The 17,795-nt window shown below is 69.0% G+C and carries 14 protein-coding genes and 1 pseudogene; 1 reads left to right on the plus strand and 14 read right to left on the minus strand.

Annotation, left to right across the window (positions count from 1 at the left end):
• Window positions 1–494, minus strand: a pseudogene (locus ACWDTP_RS29600) (cytochrome P450); the annotation flags it as partial.
• Window positions 495–561: 67 nt separating this feature from the next.
• Between ACWDTP_RS29600 and ACWDTP_RS29605 the strand changes: the two are divergent.
• Window positions 562–1,197, plus strand: coding sequence for a TetR/AcrR family transcriptional regulator (locus tag ACWDTP_RS29605; RefSeq protein WP_450026533.1), 636 nt, complete (start codon window positions 562–564; stop codon window positions 1,195–1,197).
• 48 nt (window positions 1,198–1,245) lie between these two features.
• Here ACWDTP_RS29605 and proB read toward each other — a convergent pair whose 3' ends face one another.
• The 13 genes from proB to ACWDTP_RS29670 form a co-directional block, all read right to left on the minus strand.
• Window positions 1,246–2,358: a glutamate 5-kinase gene (gene proB / locus ACWDTP_RS29610; RefSeq protein WP_450026510.1), complete on the minus strand. Its 1,113-nt coding sequence runs from the start codon at window positions 2,356–2,358 to the stop codon at window positions 1,246–1,248.
• A complete protein-coding gene (gene obgE, locus ACWDTP_RS29615; protein WP_450026512.1) occupies window positions 2,355–3,800 on the minus strand; it encodes a GTPase ObgE in 1,446 nt (481 codons plus the stop codon). The genes proB and obgE overlap by 4 nt, the downstream gene beginning before the upstream one ends.
• Before the next feature lie 91 nt (window positions 3,801–3,891).
• A complete protein-coding gene (gene rpmA, locus ACWDTP_RS29620; protein ID WP_450026514.1) occupies window positions 3,892–4,158 on the minus strand; it encodes a 50S ribosomal protein L27 in 267 nt (88 codons plus the stop codon).
• A gap of 15 nt (window positions 4,159–4,173) precedes the next feature.
• Window positions 4,174–4,485: a 50S ribosomal protein L21 gene (rplU, locus tag ACWDTP_RS29625; RefSeq protein ID WP_450026516.1), complete on the minus strand. Its 312-nt coding sequence runs from the start codon at window positions 4,483–4,485 to the stop codon at window positions 4,174–4,176.
• A 200-nt stretch (window positions 4,486–4,685) separates the two neighbouring features.
• Window positions 4,686–7,670 (minus strand): Rne/Rng family ribonuclease, encoded by a 2,985-nt coding sequence (locus ACWDTP_RS29630; protein ID WP_450026518.1) that lies wholly within the window; start codon window positions 7,668–7,670, stop codon window positions 4,686–4,688.
• A 304-nt stretch (window positions 7,671–7,974) separates the two neighbouring features.
• Complete coding sequence (gene ndk / locus ACWDTP_RS29635) at window positions 7,975–8,397, minus strand: nucleoside-diphosphate kinase (protein WP_450026519.1); 423 nt, start codon at window positions 8,395–8,397, stop codon at window positions 7,975–7,977.
• A gap of 63 nt (window positions 8,398–8,460) precedes the next feature.
• The gene (locus ACWDTP_RS29640) at window positions 8,461–8,799 is read right to left on the minus strand and encodes a DUF4233 domain-containing protein (RefSeq protein ID WP_450026535.1); all 339 of its coding nucleotides are present in this window, start codon (window positions 8,797–8,799) and stop codon (window positions 8,461–8,463) included.
• A 38-nt stretch (window positions 8,800–8,837) separates the two neighbouring features.
• Window positions 8,838–10,247 (minus strand): bifunctional tetrahydrofolate synthase/dihydrofolate synthase, encoded by a 1,410-nt coding sequence (folC, locus tag ACWDTP_RS29645; RefSeq protein WP_450026521.1) that lies wholly within the window; start codon window positions 10,245–10,247, stop codon window positions 8,838–8,840.
• A gap of 92 nt (window positions 10,248–10,339) precedes the next feature.
• Window positions 10,340–12,994, minus strand: coding sequence for a valine--tRNA ligase (locus ACWDTP_RS29650; RefSeq protein WP_450026523.1), 2,655 nt, complete (start codon window positions 12,992–12,994; stop codon window positions 10,340–10,342).
• Window positions 12,995–13,081: 87 nt separating this feature from the next.
• Window positions 13,082–13,711, minus strand: a complete 630-nt coding sequence (locus ACWDTP_RS29655) for a DUF937 domain-containing protein (RefSeq protein WP_450026525.1) — start codon at window positions 13,709–13,711, stop codon at window positions 13,082–13,084.
• A 125-nt stretch (window positions 13,712–13,836) separates the two neighbouring features.
• A complete protein-coding gene (locus tag ACWDTP_RS29660) occupies window positions 13,837–15,087 on the minus strand; it encodes a saccharopine dehydrogenase family protein (protein WP_450026527.1) in 1,251 nt (416 codons plus the stop codon).
• 10 nt (window positions 15,088–15,097) lie between these two features.
• Entirely contained in the window at window positions 15,098–17,062 is a 1,965-nt protein-coding gene (locus ACWDTP_RS29665; protein WP_450026529.1) for an alpha/beta fold hydrolase, read from the minus strand.
• Between the two features lie 78 nt (window positions 17,063–17,140).
• Entirely contained in the window at window positions 17,141–17,611 is a 471-nt protein-coding gene (locus ACWDTP_RS29670) for a transglycosylase family protein (RefSeq protein WP_450026531.1), read from the minus strand.
• Between the last annotated feature and the right edge of the window lie 184 nt (window positions 17,612–17,795).

Raw genomic sequence — 17,795 nt, forward strand, 5'->3', positions numbered from 1 at the left:
GGCAGCTCCTTGGCGCACTGGTCGACGAAGTCGACGCCGCTGCCCGCGGCCTTGAGCTCCTCGACGATGGACCTGGCGTTGGTCTTGATCGAGGTCTCGATGCGGGCCACCTGCCGCGGGGTGAACGCGGAGTGCACGAGTTTGCGGATCAGCGTGTGCCGCGGCGCGTCCATGGCCAGAAACGACTGCGAGGCCTCCAACAACTCCTCGGGAACCGTGTCGAACAGCACGCCCTTCCCCGACAGGTAGGTCTCGCTGTCCCGGCTGACGGTGACGATGTCGGCATGCCGGGTGACGGCCCAGAAGCCCGGATCGCCGGGATCGGGGATGAGCGTCTCCTCGACCGGGCGGTGCCAGCTCACCGGACGTTGCGTCCGCAGCTGGGCGAAGGACGTCTCCCGTTCGGCGGCGGTGGTGGACCAGAAGGCCTTGGAGGAGATGTCGATCGGATCATGGGCCCGCGATCCGGCAGATGTGAGCGACGACACAGTCATGATGGTGACCATAAGTCTAGACACTATGTCTAGTCAAGGTGTGGCCGCACCGGATACCCTGGTGGCCATGCCATCGGTGACCCGCAAACCGCAGGCCAGACGCGAGGAACGGCGCGAGCGGATCGAACGTCGGCTGCTCGAGGCCACCGACCGGCTGATGTCGGACGGCACCAGCTTCACCGAGCTCAGCGTCGACAAACTGGCCACCGAAGCCGGGATCTCCCGGGCCGGCTTCTACATCTACTTCGAGGACAAGGGTCATCTGCTGCGCCGGCTGGCCACCCAGGTGTTCGCCGACCTGGCCCGGGCCGCCGAACGGTGGTGGAGCGTCTCCGGGCGGCGGGACCCCGCCGACGTCCATGCCGCCATGGCCGGCATCATCGCCAGCTATCGCCGCCATCAACCGGTGCTGATCGCGCTCAACGAGATGTCGGCCTACGACCCGCAGGTCGGCACGACCTACCGCGAGCTGCTCACCGCGATCTCCGGGCAACTCACCAGGGTCATCGAGGACGGCCAGGCCGACGGGTCGATCCGGTCCGGGCTGCCCGCCGCGACCACCGCGAGCACGCTGACCTGGATGGTGGAGCGGACCTGCCACCAGAACCTGCCGTCGCGACCCGCCTCCTACGACGCCGAGCTGGCCGCGACGCTCACCGAAATCGTCTGGGCCGCACTGTACCTGGAGCCCGCCACCCGGTGATTTCGGTGCGTTCAGTAACGGTCAGCGTTACTCAGTGCACCGAAATCGCTAGGTGGCGACCAGATCGTCGGCGTGCACAGCGGGTCTGCGCATCTCGGCGGGCAGATCCGAGGTCGAGCGGCCGATCATGGTGGCCAGCTCGACCGCATCGTAGGCGACCACGCCGCGCGCGACCGTGCTTCCGTCGACCGCCCGGATATCGACCACGTCGCCACCGTGGAAATGCCCGGCGACCTCGGTGATCCCGGCCGGCAACAGCGACCGGCGCTGTTTCATCACGGCCCGCACCGCGCCGTCGTCGAGGGTCAGCGCACCCGCCGACTCGGCGGCGTAGCGCACCCAGAACCGACGGGCCGACATCCGATCGGCCCGCGGCGCGAACACCGTGCCGACCGAGGCGTCGTCGAGGGCCGCGGCGGCATCGGATGCGGCCGCCAACAGCACCGGCACACCCGCGTCGGCGGCCAACAACGCCGAGGACAGCTTCGACGCCATACCGCCGGTGCCCAGATGGCTGCCCCGTCCGGCCACGACACCGTCGAGATCACCCGACGCCGCGACCTCGGGAATGAAGCGCGCCGGTTTGTCGGGCGTGGCTTTGCGGGGATCCCCGTCGTAGAGGCCGTCGATATCGGACAGCAGGATGAGCGCATCGGCGCCGACCAGCTGGGCCACCAGTGCCGAAAGCCGGTCGTTGTCGCCGAACCGGATTTCGTTGGTGGCCACCGTATCGTTCTCGTTGACGATCGCGACCGCGTGCAGCACCCGCAGCCGGTCCAGGGTGCGCTGGGCGTTGTTGTGCTGCACCCGCATCGAGATGTCGTGCGCGGTCAGCAGCACCTGACCCACGGTCCGCCGGTAGGTGGCGAACGCCGAACTCCAGGCGTTGATCAGGGCGACCTGGCCGACACTGGCCGCGGCCTGTTTGGTCGCCAGATCCGTGGGCCGCTTGGACAACCGCAGCGGCTCGATGCCCGCGGCGATCGCCCCCGAGGACACGATCACCACATCCGAGCCGGCCTTCATCCGGCCCTCGATCGCCTCGGCCAGCCGGGCCAGCCGGCCGACGTCGAACACCCCGGACGGTGTGGTCAACGCGGTGGTGCCGATCTTCACGACGACGCGGCGCGCGGTCCGGACGGCCTCGCGATGTTGGCTCACGAATCGTCCCGGGACTGCCGCCGTTCCTTGCGGGCCGCCTTGCGCTCGGACGCACCGACCCGGTCGGTCTGCTCGAGGCGGACATCGGTACCGCGGCCCGTGAGCGGCATGTCGACGCCCGCCGGAGTCTGCGGTTCCCAGTCGAAGGTCATATCGCCGATGGTGACGGCACAGCCCGGTTGGGCGCCGAGCTTGAGCAGTTCCTCCTCGACCCCCAGCCGGGCCAGGCGGTCACCGAGATAGCCGACCGCCTCGTCGTTGTCGAAGTTGGTCTGGCCGACCCAACGTTCCGGCCGGGTGCCGCGCACCACGAATCCACCGGCCCCGTCGGCGGCGACGGTGAAACCGCTCTCGTCGACCGCGATGGGCCGGATCACCGGACGCCTCAGCGCCACCTCCGGCTGTGCGTCCCGATACGTCCTGACCATGTCCCACAGGGCGAAGGTCAACGGGCGCAGCCCATCCCGGCTCACCGTGGAGATCTCGAACACCGGCCAGCCGAATCGCTCGGCGACCTCCTCACGGACGAAGTCGGCGAGCTCACGCGCGTCCGGGACGTCGATCTTGTTGAGTACCACCGCGCGCGGCCGCGAGGCCAGATCCCCCAGGGTCGAATCCCCCTGCAGCGTCGGAGTGTAGGAGGCCAATTCGGTCTCCAGCGCCTCGATGTCGGAGACCGGGTCACGGCCCGGTTCCATGGTCGCGCAGTCCACGACATGCACCAGTACCGCACACCGCTCCAGGTGGCGCAGGAACTCCAGCCCCAGACCGCGCCCCTGCGACGCCCCGGGGATCAGGCCCGGTACGTCGGCGACGGTGAAGGTGTTCTCCCCCGCCGACACCACACCCAGATTGGGTGCCAGCGTGGTAAACGGGTAATCGGCGATCTTGGGTTTGGCCGCCGAGATGGTGGCCACCAGTGAGGACTTGCCCGCGGACGGAAAGCCGATCAGGCCGACGTCGGCGACGGTCTTGAGCTCAAGGGTGAGATCGTGGGTCTGGCCCGGCTCACCGAGCAGCGCGAAACCGGGGGCCTTACGGGCCCGCGACGCCAATGCGGCGTTGCCAAGGCCACCGCGGCCTCCCGCGGCCGCCTCGAACCGGGTACCCGCGCCGACCAGGTCGGCCAGCATCCGGCCCTGCTCGTCGAGGACCACGGTGCCGTCGGGAACCCGCACCTCCAGATCGCTGCCCGCGGCACCGTCCCGGTTGCTGCCCGCGCCCTGCTTACCGGAGGGCGCGACGACGTGCGGGTGGAAGTGAAAATCGAGCAGGGTGTGCACCTGCGGGTCGACGACGAGCACGATGCTGCCGCCACGCCCGCCGTTGCCCCCGTCGGGACCGCCGAGCGGTTTGAACTTCTCGCGATGGACCGAGGCGCAGCCGTTGCCGCCGTTGCCTGCCCGCGCGTGGATGACCACACGGTCGACAAACCGGGGCATCGGACATCCTTTCCGTCGAATGTGAAGCTATCGCCAAGTTCTTTCGAGAACTCGCAGCTGCTTCACATTCGCGGGCGGTGTCCTCGTAGTCTCAGGCCTCCGGTCGCGGAACGGGGACGATGTTCACCAGCTTGCGTCCGCGCTTGGAGCCGAATTCGACGGCGCCGGGCGCGGTGGCGAACAGGGTGTCGTCACCGCCACGACCGACGTTGGTGCCGGGATGGAAATGAGTTCCCCGCTGCCGCACCAGAATCTCGCCGGCCTTGACGACCTGACCGCCGAACCGCTTGACGCCGAGCCGCTGGGCGGCTGATTCGCGGCCGTTGCGTGAGCTGGAAGCGCCCTTCTTGTGTGCCATGTCAAACGCCTCCTACTACTTGATTCCGGTGACCTTGAGCACGGTCAGCTGCTGACGGTGCCCCTGGCGCTTGTGATAGCCGGTCTTGTTCTTGAACTTGTGGATGCGGATCTTGGGACCCTTGGTGTGCTCGAGCACCTCACCGGTCACCGCGACCTTGGCCAGGTCATCGGCCTTGCTGGTGACCTGGGCGCCGTCGACCACGAGGGCGACCGGCAGCGACACCGAAGCGCCGGGCTCGGAATCGAGCTTCTCAACCTTCACCACGTCACCGACGGCAACCTTGTACTGCTTGCCGCCGGTCTTGACGATTGCGTATGTCGCCATCGTGTCCTCTGCTCTAGCTCTGCGGGCGCGCGCTACCTGCCGGTGCGTGCACGGGTCTTGGGGTGACGGGGTGGCCCCGCCGTCGCCGGCCCGCCTTCAGGCACTGGCGACAACTGGTCAAGGGTACGTGACCAGCGGGTAGAGGGTCAAACCGCCTCGGGTTTCCGGTGCGGCAGGGGCGGAACGGGCAGTTGCCGCACCTACTGGCGCGGCGGGCCGGCCGGGCGGGCCGCGGCCCGACGGCGGGTCCGGCCGCCCCGGGCCGCCGCCACCGGCGCCTGATACGCCTCGGTGTCGTCGTCCGAGTCGTCCTCATCCGAGTCGTCGTCGGAGTCGTCGTCGGAGTCGTCGTCGGATTCGTCGAGGTCATCCTCGAGGTCCTCATCGTCGTCGAGATCGATCTCGTCCTCATCGGACTCATCGGACTCGTCGTCGGTGTCCTCGAGGTCGTCATCGGTGTCCTCGGCATCGGCCCGGTCGCCGGAGCTGTCGTCGGGTCCGGCATCGAAGGACGGACCGGTGGCCCCAGCCTCGGCGCCGTCGGCCGCGACGTCCTGCTCGTCGTGGTCACCGGGCTCGCGGACCGCACCGGCGAGATCCTCGTCGTCGTCCTCGTGGCGACCGTTCGCCGCCGCCATCGCCTTGAACATCGGGTGCTCACCGGGGCCGTGCGCCGGGACCTTGGCCACCTGCACCTCTTCGGGGCGGGCATTGCCCTTCTTGCTCCGCTTACCGCGACGACCGCCACCGCCCGATTCGGACTTGCGGCCCGACCCCGCCGACGCCGAGTCCACCGGGTCACCGTGCAGGACGATCCCGCGACCGCCGCAATGGGTGCAGGACGTCGAGAATGCCTCGACCAGCCCGGTTCCCAACCGCTTTCGGGTCAATTGCACCAGGCCCAGCGAGGTCACCTCGGACACCTGGTGGCGGGTCCGGTCCCGGGCCAGGGCCTCGGTCAGCCGGCGCAGCACCAGGTCGCGGTTGGACTCCAGCACCATGTCGATGAAGTCGATGACGATGATGCCGCCGATATCGCGTAACCGCAGTTGCCGCACGATCTCCTCGGCGGCCTCCAGGTTGTTGCGGGTGACGGTCTGTTCCAGGTTGCCGCCCGAACCGGTGAACTTGCCGGTGTTGACGTCGACGACGGTCATCGCCTCGGTGCGGTCGATGACCAACGAGCCGCCCGACGGCAGCCACACCTTGCGGTCCATCGCCTTGGCCAACTGTTCGTCGATGCGGTGCACCGCGAACACATCCGGGCCGTCCCCTCCTGCGGGCTCGTATTTGGTCAGCCGGCTGACCAGGTCGGGCGCAACGGTGTTCACGTACTGGTTGATGGTGTTCCAGGCGTCGTCACCGGAGACGATGAGCCCGGAGAAGTCCTCGTTGAACAGGTCGCGGATCACCTTGACCAGCACGTCGGGCTCTTCGTAGAGCGCGACCGCGGCCCCGGCCTTCTTCCCGGTGATGTCGGCGGCCTTGGACTCGATCTCGGTCCAGCGTTTCTGCAGGCGCTCGACATCGGACCGGATGTCGGATTCCTTGACGCCCTCGGACGCGGTCCGGATGATCACGCCGGCATCGGCCGGGACCACCTCGCGCAGGATCTCCTTGAGCCGCTGGCGTTCGGTGTCGGGCAGTTTTCGGCTGATGCCGGTCGACGATGCGCCCGGCACGTACACCAGGTAGCGGCCGGCCAGCGACACCTGCGTGGTGAGCCGGGCGCCTTTGTGGCCGACGGGATCCTTGCTCACCTGGACGACCACGTAATCGCCGGGCTTGAGGGCCTGCTCGATCCTGCGGTTGGCCCCGCCGAGGCCCGCGGCCTCCCAGTTGACCTCACCCGCATACAGCACGCCGTTGCGCCCGCGGCCGATGTCGACGAACGCGGCCTCCATGGAGGGCAGGACGTTCTGCACGATGCCCAGGTAGATGTTGCCGACCAGGGACGCCGAAGCGGCCGAGGTGACAAAGTGCTCGACCACGACGCCGTCTTCGAGCACCGCGATCTGGGTGTAACGCGCACCTTCGTGCGGGGGTTCGGAGCGGACCTTGTCCCGCACGATCATCGTGCGATCGACCGCCTCGCGACGGGCCAGGAACTCCGCCTCACTCAGGATCGGCGGCCGCCTGCGGCCGGCATCACGGCCGTCTCGGCGGCGCTGCCGCTTGGCCTCCAGCCGGGTCGATCCGCTGATCCCCTGGATCTCGGAATCGTCGCCGCCGGACTTACCCGACCGCTCCCGCGGCGCGCGTTCATGGACGACCGTGTTGGGCGGGTCGTCGGGCGATCCGCCGTCTTCGGAGTCGCCCGACCCGGCTTTGCGCCGCCGCCGGCGGCGGCGCCTGCGGTTGCCACCCTCGGCACCGTTGCCGTCCTCGTCACCGCCGTCGTCGGAATCGTCGGAGTCGTCACCGGAGTCCTGGTCTGACGACTCGTCGTCGGCGTCGGAATCGCCCCCGTTGTCGTCGCTCTGTTCGCCACGTCCGCGACCGCGGCCGCGACGGCCGCGACGGCGCCGGCGCGCGGCCGGGCGGTCGCCCTGCTCATCGTCGGACTCGGCCCCGGAGTCCTGGTCGTCGGCGTCGGTATCGGTGTCGGTGTCATCCTCGTCGTCGTCCGCACGGACCGGCACCGGCTGTTGGAAGCTGACCGGCTGCGGCGCGACGAACAACGGCAGGTAGTCGGCCCGTTCGGTGTGGCCTTCGCGGGCCGCGGGAATGTTCGCGGTCTCCAGGATCAGCCGTGATTCGGGCTCATCGCTGACCAGGGCATGTCGCCCGTGCCGAACTTCGGGCTCGGGTTCCGGGTCGGCGGGGCGGTCCGGGACGACCTCGGTGGACACCTCGGCAGCGGGCACCTCCGGAGCGGGCGCCTCGACGACGGGGACCTCGGCCGCGGGGGCTTCGATGACGGGCACCTCAGCAGCCGGCGTCTCGACGGTGACCATTTCGAGGGTCTCGACCGCCAACACATCGCGCACCCGCTCGGCGTCGGCCTTCTCGACGGTCGAATGTGCGCTGCGATGTCGCCCGTCGAGCTCGGCCAGAGCGTCGAGGACACGCCGGCTGGTCGTTCCCAGCACCCGGGCCAGCGAATGAACTCTCAGACGTTCTGGGAGTGTTTCCGGCTCCGGGGTCTGGGTTGATGGGTCTTGGGTATGGGCATCTTCGGCCACGTATTCTCCTCAAGCCCCCGGGCGCGTCGTTGTGACGCGGCCACGCGAGGGCTTCCGCTATTGGCCCGGGCGACTTCCCCGGACTTGTTGTGGTCTCGCTCCGGGCGGCTCGATGCCGAACCCACCCGGTGCCTGGCTGAATGATGGCTGGACGGTCGGCGCCACACCGGGTTTGCGGTGGTCGCGCACGTCGAAGTCTTCATCCGGGTGTTCAGCCCCGGGTTTGAGGCTGGCTACCCGCGACCAGTATCCCACATCACCGACGCGCTCCCGACCAGACTGCGCGAAGGAACCGCGACGCAGGTCAGGCCGAAGCGGGTTCGCCGGGGAACCACAGAGCGATCTCGCGGGCGGCCGACTCCGGCGAATCCGACCCGTGCACCAGGTTGTCCTGGGTGACCAACGCCAGGTCACCGCGGATAGTGCCGGGCACCGCCTTCTCGACCGGATCGGTACCGCCGGCGATCTGGCGGAAGGCGGCCACGGCGCGCGGCCCCTCCACGATCGCTGCCACCACGGGCCCGGAGGTGATGAATTCCAGCAGCGAGTCGAAGAACGGCTTGCCGTCGTGCTCGGCGTAATGCCGGCGAGCGAGATCGTCGCTCACGGTCTTCAGCTCGAGCGCCGCGAGGGTCAGCCCTTTGCGTTCGATTCGGCCGAGGATCTCCCCCACCAGGTGGCGCTGCACGCCGTCGGGCTTGATCAACACCAGGGTCCGCTCAGTCACGGCGGACAGCGTACCGGGCGGTAATCACGGCCCGCCACCGCGGCCCGGGTGGCTCCCGGGTGGCTATTGAGGGGGTTGTTGCTGCCCGGGAAGCAGGCCCCGGTCCTGCCTGCGCTTGACCTCGGCGCGCAGATACAGGACCAGTAGCCAGACCACGGCGAACACCACACCGATGAATCCGATCGCCCCGTGGATGAACGCACCCGCGATCAGGACGAGCTGCAGACCCAGATTGGCCCAGATCGCCCACGGCCGCCCCTGGAACCCGCACATCAGGATCAAGACGACGGCCAGCCCGATGAGATAGCCACCCGACAGCGGGGTGAGGCCGCGACCACTGGTCGCGACCACTGGCAGTGCCAGCAGCACCACGATCGCCTCCAGGATCAGGGTCCCGGCCATCACCCCGCGAAAGCTCTTCCACGGATCGGGCGGCGTACTCACCCGGGGTCCTTTCCGAACAGGGTTCGCGCGGCACCCGCGGTCACCACCGAGCCGGTGATCACGATGCCCACACCCGAGAACCCCTCGGCGTCCGCGCCGGACTCCTCGACAAGTGCAGTGGCGGTTTCGATCGCATCGGTCAGGGTGGCCGCGGTGATCACCCGCTCGGGGCCGAACCGCTCCTCGGCGCGCAACGCCAGCGCCTCGACCTCCAGCGCTCGCGGCGAACCGTTGTGGGTCACCACGATCTGGTCCAGCACCGGCTCGAGCGCGGTCAGGATGCCGTCGGCGTCCTTGTCGGCCATCACCGACACGACGCCGACCAGATGCCGGAACTCGAACTCGTCGCGCATCGTCTCGGCGAGCGCGGCCGCTCCGGCCGGATTGTGCGCGGCGTCGATGAATACCGTTGGCGCACTGCGCATCCGTTCCAACCGGCCAGGACTGCGCACCGCCGCGAAGCCGGCCCGGACGGCTTCCACATCCAGCTGCCGGTCCGCCCCCGCCCCGAAGAACGCCTCCACCGCGGCCAGCGCTACCACCGCGTTGTGGGCCTGATGCTCACCGTGCAGCGGAAGGAAGATGTCGGAGTACACCCCTCCGAGGCCCTGCAGTTCCAGCAACTGTCCGCCGATCGCGACCTGGCGACCCAACACGGCGAACTCGGAATCCTCGCGGGCCACCGCCGCGTCGGCGCGCACCGTCTCGGTCAGCAGCACCTCCATCGCCTCGGGAACCTGTCGGGCGATCACCGCCACCGTGTCGGTCGGGACGAGGTCGTCGGGCTGGCGGACGATGATGCCGGCCTTCTCCCCGGCTATCTCGGCGATGGTCTCGCCCAGATAGTCGGTGTGGTCGATGCCGATCGGGGTGATCACCGCGACCGGCGCGTCGACCACGTTGGTGGCGTCCCAGCGCCCACCCATGCCGACCTCGACGACGGCGACGTCGACGGGAGCATCGGCGAAGGCCGCGAAGGCCATCGCCGTGAGCACCTCGAACTTGCTCATCTTCGGGCCGCCCGCGGCCTCGGACTGCTGGTCCACCAGCTGCACGAACGGTTCGATCTCGCGGTAGGTCTCGACGTACTGCGCCGGGGTGATCGGCTTGCCGTCGATCGAGATGCGCTCCACCGCGGACTGCAGATGCGGGCTGGTGGTCCGTCCGGTGCGCCGGTGCAGCGCGGTCAGCAGCGCATCGATGATGCGGGCGACCGACGTCTTACCGTTGGTCCCGGCGACGTGGATGGACGGGTAACCCCGCTGCGGGGAACCCAGCAGCTCCATCAGTGCGGCGATGCGCGTGGTGCTCGGCTCGAGTTTGGTCTCGGGCCACCGTTGGTCGAGCAGGTGCTCGACCTGCAGCAGCGCCGCGATCTCGTCCGGGGTGGGATCAGGGTCGCTCATCGGTGCCCTCGGCTCTTCGCGCAAGCGCTCATCGGTGCCCTCGGCTCTTCGCGCAAGCGCTCATCGGTGCCCTCGGCTCTTCGCGGAAGCGCTCACTGGTGCAGACCCGCCAGGCGTGCGGTTATCCGTTCGACCTCTTCACCGGCCAGCTTCTGGCGGCCGCGGATCTTGTCGACGACCTCGGCGGGCGCCTTGGCCAGGAACGCCTCGTTGCCGAGCTTGGCCGCCGTGGTGGACAACTCCTTCTGGGCGGCGGCCAGATCCTTTTCCAGCCGCCGGCGTTCGGCTGCGACGTCGACGGTGCCCGAGGTGTCGACCTCCACCACCACGGTGGCCTGCGACAACCGCACCTCGACCGACGCCGATGCGGTGAACCCGTCGCCGGCCTCGGTCAACCAGGCCAGTGCGGCGATCGCAGGCACCTGAGCGGTCAGGCCCGCGGTGTCGATGCCGGACAGCCTCGCCGGAACCTTCTGCCGGTCGGCCAGCCCCTGATCGCTGCGGAACCGCCGCACCTCGGTGATGAGCCTCTGCATATCGGCAACACGTTGGGTGGCAACCGGATCGGTCGCGAACCCGGAGGCCTGCGGCCACGGCGCGATGACCACCGACTCGCCGCCGGTGAGTGTGCGCCACAGGGTTTCGGTGACGAACGGCATCACCGGATGCATGAGCTTGAGCAGCGCGTCGAGGACGAAGGCCAGCACGGCCGTGGTCTGGGTGATGCCCTCGCCCAGCTGCACCTTGGCCAGCTCCACATACCAGTCGCAGAACTCGTCCCAGGCGAAGTGGTACAGCGATTCGCAGGCCCGGCTGAACTCGTAGCCGTCGAATGCCGAATCCACCTCGGCGCGAACCTCTTCGAGCCGGCCGAGGATCCACCGGTCGGCGTCGGTCAACTCGTCGGCGCCGGGCAGCGGTGCCGGAGCGGCACCGTTCATCAGCGCGAACCGGGTCGCGTTGAACAGCTTGGTGGCGAAGTTGCGGGATGCGCGGGCATGGTCCTCGCCGATGGACAGGTCGCCGCCCGGGCTGGCGCCGCGGGCCAGGGTGAACCGCAGTGCGTCGGCGCCGAACTTCTCCACCCAGTCCAGCGGATCGATGCCGTTGCCGCGCGACTTGCTCATCTTGCGACCGAACTCGTCGCGGATCAGGCCGTGCAGGAACACGTTTTCGAACGGGACCTGCGGGGCGCGCCCGCCATCCAGGGTGACCGCGGGATCGTCGCCGACGAAAGTGCCGAACATCATCATCCGGGCCACCCAGAAGAAGATGATGTCGTAGCCGGTCACCAGAACGCTTGTGGGATAGAACTTCTTCAATTCGGGCGTAGCCTCCGGCCAGCCCATCGTGGAGAACGGCCACAGCGCCGACGAGAACCACGTGTCGAGCACATCGGGGTCCTGCTCCCAGCCCTCCGGCGGGGTCTCGTCGGGGCCGACGCACACGGTCTCGCCGGCCGGGCCGTGCCAGACCGGGATCCGGTGCCCCCACCACAGCTGCCGCGATATGCACCAGTCGTGCATGTTGTCGACCCAGGCGAACCATCGCGGCTCCTGACTGGGCGGGTGGATCACGGTGTCGCCGTTGCGCACCGCGTCTCCGGAGGCCTTGGCCAGCGCTTCCACCTTGACCCACCACTGCAGGCTCAGTCGCGGTTCGATCGGTTCGCCGCTGCGTTCGGAGTGGCCGACGCTGTGCAGGTAGGGACGCTTCTCGGCGACGATCCGGCCCTGCTCGGCCAGCGCCTCGCGTACCTTGACCCGCGCCTCGAACCGGTCCATGCCGTCGAATTGGGTTCCGGTGTCGGCGATCCGGCCCTTGGAATCCATGATCGACGGCATCGGCAGCGAGTGCCGCAGGCCGATCTCGAAGTCGTTCGGATCGTGTGCGGGCGTGACTTTGACCGCGCCGGTGCCGAATTCGGGGTCGACGTGGGTGTCGGCCACGATGACGATGCGAGCGTCGGTGAACGGATGCGGCAGCGTCTTGCCGACCAGGTCGCGGTACCGCTCGTCGTCGGGATGCACCGCGATCGCGGTGTCACCGAGCATGGTCTCGACCCGGGTGGTCGCCACCACGATATGGGGCTCGTCGTCGTTCATCGAGCCGTAACGGAACGAGACCAGCTCGCCCTCCACGTCGGCGTACTTGACCTCGAGATCGCTGATCGCGGTCTCGAGCACCGGTGACCAGTTGACCAGCCGCTCGGCCTGGTAGATGAGGCCGGCATCGAACAGCCGCTTGAAGATGGTGCGCACCGCGCGCGACAGGCCCTCGTCCATGGTGAAGCGTTCGCGGCTCCAGTCCACCCCGTCGCCCAGCCGGCGCATCTGGGCACCGATGGTGCCGCCGGACTCGCGTTTCCAGTCCCACACCCTGTCGACGAACAACTCGCGCCCGAAGTCTTCCTTCGTCTTGCCGTCGACCGAGAGTTGTTTCTCCACCACGCTCTGGGTGGCGATGCCTGCGTGGTCCATCCCGGGCAGCCATAACACCTCGAACCCCTGCATGCGTTTACGCCGGGTCAGGGCGTCCATCAGGGTGTGATCCAGCGCATGGCCCATGTGCAGGCTGCCGGTCACGTTCGGCGGCGGCAGCACGATGGAGTAGGCCGGTTTGTCGCTGGTCGGGTCGGCGGTGAAGTATCCGGCGTCCACCCAGCCCTGGTACAACTCGGCCTCTACCGCACCCGGCTCCCAGGACTTGGGCAGGGCGTCGGCACGATTCTCAGGGCTGCGGGTCACCGGGCCATTCTAAGAAGCACGGCCCCCCGAAAGCGAAAGCCCCCGACGCCCGCCACGTTCGTCGGGGATCGGGGGCCGTCGCGTTCGCTACTTCTTGCCGCCGAGCAGCCCGCCGAGGATCTCACCGATCGCGTTGTTCTGCCCACCGCCGCCGCCGAGGACGCTGCCAAGGATGCTGCCGAGCGGATTGCTGCCCGCGCCGGCCGCGCCGCCGCCCGCGCCACCCAGGATGCTGCCGAGGATGTCGCCGAGCCCGCCTCCGCCCGTGTTCTGGGCCTGAGCCTGGGGCTGCCCGCCCGCGGGGGCGTTGTTCTGGGAGAACTGCTTGCCGATGTAGGCGAGCACGATCGGGGCCAGGATCGGCAGCAGCTTCTTGATCAGATCCCCGCCGCCGGCACCGGTACCCGCCAATGCCGACGCGACCTGATTGCTGTCGTTGCCGCCGAAGATCTTCGAGACGGTCTGGTTGCCTTCGTTGGCATCGACCTTATCGACGCTCACCCCGCCGTCCAGCAGACCGCTGACCGCGTGCGTGTTGACGGCCGATTCGAGCTCACCGGAGTCGATGTTGTCGGCCTGAACGTTCTCGGCCACACCGCCGACGAGGGCGGGCACCAGGGTCTTGATGGCCGCGTTCACCTCACCTTCATCTTCGCCAATCTTTTTCGCGATATCCGCAACGGGAATCTGCGCGAAGAGTTCGTCGAGACCGGCCATTTCATCCCACCTTCGTTTGCTGGCGCACTGGAAGTCGTCCTCGTCGACGACACTAGTCGAATCCGATCTTGTCCCACAGGCCTTCTGCGCGCGCAGATCCGTTCGCATCGGTACCGGCCGAGGACCTAGCCGAGCAGCGTGGTCTCCAGCGTCACATCCGCGGCGGGCAGCCGGGTCAGCAGCGCATCCCCCATCGCCGCGGCCGGGGTGAGGACGCCACGCAGATCCGAGAGCCTGTCCCGGTCGACCGCGAGCGCCAGCCCGCACTCCCCGAGCAGGACCGCGGTGGCCTTGTAACCGGGGTCGCCGCGCTGCGCCATCGCCGCGACGTAACGGGCACCCGATGCGGTCGTGGTGTACGTCTCGACGCGGTAGTGGCCCCGTTCCCGGGTGCGTTCACTCGGGCCGGTACCCGGCTTGGGCAGCACCCGTTCGACCAGGCCCGCGGGCAACCGGTCGAAGTACCGCCCGCCCAGGCCCATCGTCACGGCGTTGGCCCCGGTTACCAGCGCCGCCGTGACCGGGGCCGCAGGCGAGCGACCGAGACTCATCTGCTCGCCGTAGGCGAACCGGCGACCGTACGGGTAGCCCAGTAATGCGTTGCTGCGCCGGACGGTTCGGGTGTTCGGTGCGGCCATCGCGAACGCCCCGGTCCAGTACCCGGCCAGCTCTGGCGCGATCTCGGCGCCCCTGCGCCAGCGCACATCCGGTTGCCCGCCGAGTTCGGGCTCGGCGCTCCGGTCCGGGCTCAGCGTGTACGGATCGTTCATCTGTTCCCTGGCCTCGGCATCGCGCGAGGAGGTGCGCAGCACCTCCAGCATCGAGGCCGCCGTGCCACCCGACACCCCGCCGGCGAAGGAGCGCACCACCAGGTTGGTGTCGCCGAGCTCACCCGCACCATCGGCCGTCGCCCGCCGGTACAGCGCGAACACCGTGAGATCGGATGGCACCGAGTCGAATCCGCAGGAGTGCACGATTCGGGCACCGGTGTCGACGGCCTGTTTGTGGCACTCGTCGATGCTGTCGCGGATGAACATCGTCTCACCGGTCAGGTCGGCGTAGTCGGTGCCCTCCGCCGCGCACGCCCGCACCAGTGGCATGCCGTAGCGGGTGTAGGGCCCGACCGTGCTCACCACCACCTGGGTGCGGGCCGCCATCGCCCGTAGGGTGGCGGGTTCGGTGGCGTCCGCGGCCACCACCGGCCAGTCTTGGGCGGCCGCACCGAGGGTGGCGCGCACCGCGCGCAGTTTGTCCTGCGAACGCCCGGCCAGCGCGATCCGTGCGGCACCGCCGGCCCTGGACAGATACTCGGCGGTCAGGCGGCCGGCAAATCCGGTCGCTCCGTACAGCACCAGGTCGAACTCACGCTGGGTCACGGTGCCGACGCTACCCGAGCAGTGTGGGCAGCTGGACCGCTTCGCCCCGTAGGTGGTCATCGAGGAATGCCGTCACCACCTGATACCAGATCTTGGCATGCTGCGGGGCCAGCACCCAGTGGTTCTCGGTCGGGTAGTACAGGAACCGGTGCGGGCTCTGCCCGCTCTCGTCGGCGGGCAGGCCCGACCCGGTCAGCAGCTCGTACCACAGCCGCAGCGCCTCCCCGATCGGCACTCGATAGTCCTTGTCGCCGTGGATCACCAGCATCGGGGTGCTGATCTGGCTGACGAACCGGTGCGGCGAATTGCGCTCCGCCATATCGGCGCTCAATTCGCGCGCCCACCAGTGCGCACTGTCGGTGGTGGGGCCGAACTGGTCGAGCGCCCACAGGCTGGCATGCGTGACGATCGCGTCGAACCGGTCGGTGTGCCCGGCGATCCAGTTGGCCATGTACCCGCCGAACGAGCCGCCCATCGCGGCCGTCCTCGATGCGTCGACCCGCGGATGTGCACAGGCCGCGTCGGTCGCAGCCATGAGGTCGGTGTAGGGCTCGGCGCCCCACGCGCCCCAGCCGCGCGCGATGAACCGCTGCCCGTAGCCGGTGGACAGTCCGGGGTCGGGCAGGAGCACCGCATAGCCCCGCGCGGTGAGCAGCCACGGATTCCAGCGCCAGTGCCAGCAGTTCCAGCTGCCCAGCGGACCGCCGTGCACCCAGAGCAGCAGTGGCGCCGCCTCGTCCCCGTCCGGCACGGTCAGCCAGGACCGGATCGGAGTGCCGTCGGCGGCCTGCGCGATCACCTCGGTCAGTGTTCCCGGCAGGCGGGGTGCCCGCAGGCAGGCGATCTCGGTCACGGTGCCGTCCTGGTCGAGCCGGACCGGATGCGGCGGTACCGCATACGAGCTGCGCAGCGCGTAGATCACCCCGCCGGGCGCGGTCCGCACGTCGGTGTAGGTGTGATCGTCGTCGGTGCGCCGGGTGACGTCACCGGTGACCGGGTCGACCGCGAAAATCGGTCCCCGCCCGTTCTCGTCCGCCGTCACGATCAGGGTCGACGAGTCCGCCGACCAGGTCACCGAGGTGGGCCAGCGGTCCCAGTGCGCGGTGAGCTCGACCGGTTCGGCACCGAAACGCATACAGCACAAGGTGATCCGCGGCGGGTTCGACGGCGTGGGATGAGTCGTCCTGATGAAGGCGACCGCGCCGCCGTCCGGTGCGATCGCCGGTTGCTCCAGATCGGCACCGGATTCGTCGGCGATGGTGTCACGGGCGCCGGTGCCCCGGTCGATCCGGGCCAGGGTGGAGCGGACGGCCGCCGCCGGGCCCGCGACCTGCCATGAGGTCACCAGGAACGACCCGTCGGCGCTGATATCGAACGTCGCCTCCCGCAAGCCCGCACCAGGATCGGCCGTCAGGTCCCTGGGGCCGTCGACGTCGAGGAGATGGGGCTGCTCGGGCCCCAGGTCGTGATCCCAGTGCCGGATCGGATAGCCGGTGTGCAGGACCGCCGACACCTTGTTGTCCTTGCGGGCCTGACGCAACGATTTGTCGTCGGCGCCGGTGGCCGAGGGCAGCAACGGCGCGGTCACCACGGTCACCTCGGCCGACCGCGCGCTGGCGGCGCCGCCGACACCTCCGGGCATCGACAGCACTTCGACGGCCTCGCCGCCGGCCGCGGGCAGCCGCCACAGTGCGGCGGGCGGTTTGGCGTCGTCCTCGGTGCCCCGCACCGCCAGGAACAGCACATCGCCGCCCGCGGTGAACGCCGGTGCGGACTCCCCCTTGACGCCCCGGGTCAACCTGCGGGCCGGTTGTCGCCCCGACGGATCCAATTCCCATAGTGCGGTGAGGAATTCGGTGCCCGTGTGGTTGAGCGAGCTGATCGTGGTGACCAATCGCGAGCCGTCGGGTGACACCGCAAGCCCGGACACCCGGGGCAGGGCGAGGTAGGCGTCGAGATCGTGGAAGGGGGTCATGACCACAACGGTAGCCATGCCCGACGTGGGCGCCCTGCCGCTGGATTCGAGCGGCGCCGAGGTCCGTGGCGCCGGACGTCACCGGCCGAACACACCGAGGGGGTTGAGCAGGGTCGAGCACAGCTGGCGGAGATCGACTATGCCGAGCACCGCGCCGGGGCGTACGCCGGCACAGCCGCCGCCGGTCGCCGCCGGAGCCCGCCAACCGGCCGGTGCGCCACCGCGGACGCCGCATTTCGGCCAGGCACCGATGCCCTGGGTGGCCAACACATTCTCGGCGACCCGGATCTGCTCCTCGCGGGACGCCACCGAAGGAGATCCGACGCCGCCGTTGGCGGCCCAGGTGGCCGGCTTGAACTGCAATCCGCCGTAGTGACCGTTGCCGGTGTCGGTGGACCAGTTACCGCCGGATTCGCAGGACGCGATCGCGTCCCAGTTGACCGTGTCGGCACCGGCCGTCGGCACCCCGAGCGCCATCGGACCGACGGTGAGCGCCCCGGACAGCGCACAAAGCCAAAAACCCCTGGTGACAGTCCTGCGAACGCTCATCGCGGCCGTTCCCCGACCATCGACACGAGGACCGCAACACGACTTCGGTCACATTCGGGCAACCGTGCGGTCACTGTTTACTTCGTGTGACCAACCTCACCTGTTACACCTGGGGCAAAAGTTCTTGTGGGTGCTGGAGTAGCCGGAGAGCTTGCTGGGGAAAGAGAAGCGGTGCCGGGGCCCG

This window comes from Mycobacterium sp. NPDC003449 (assembly GCF_053588415.1).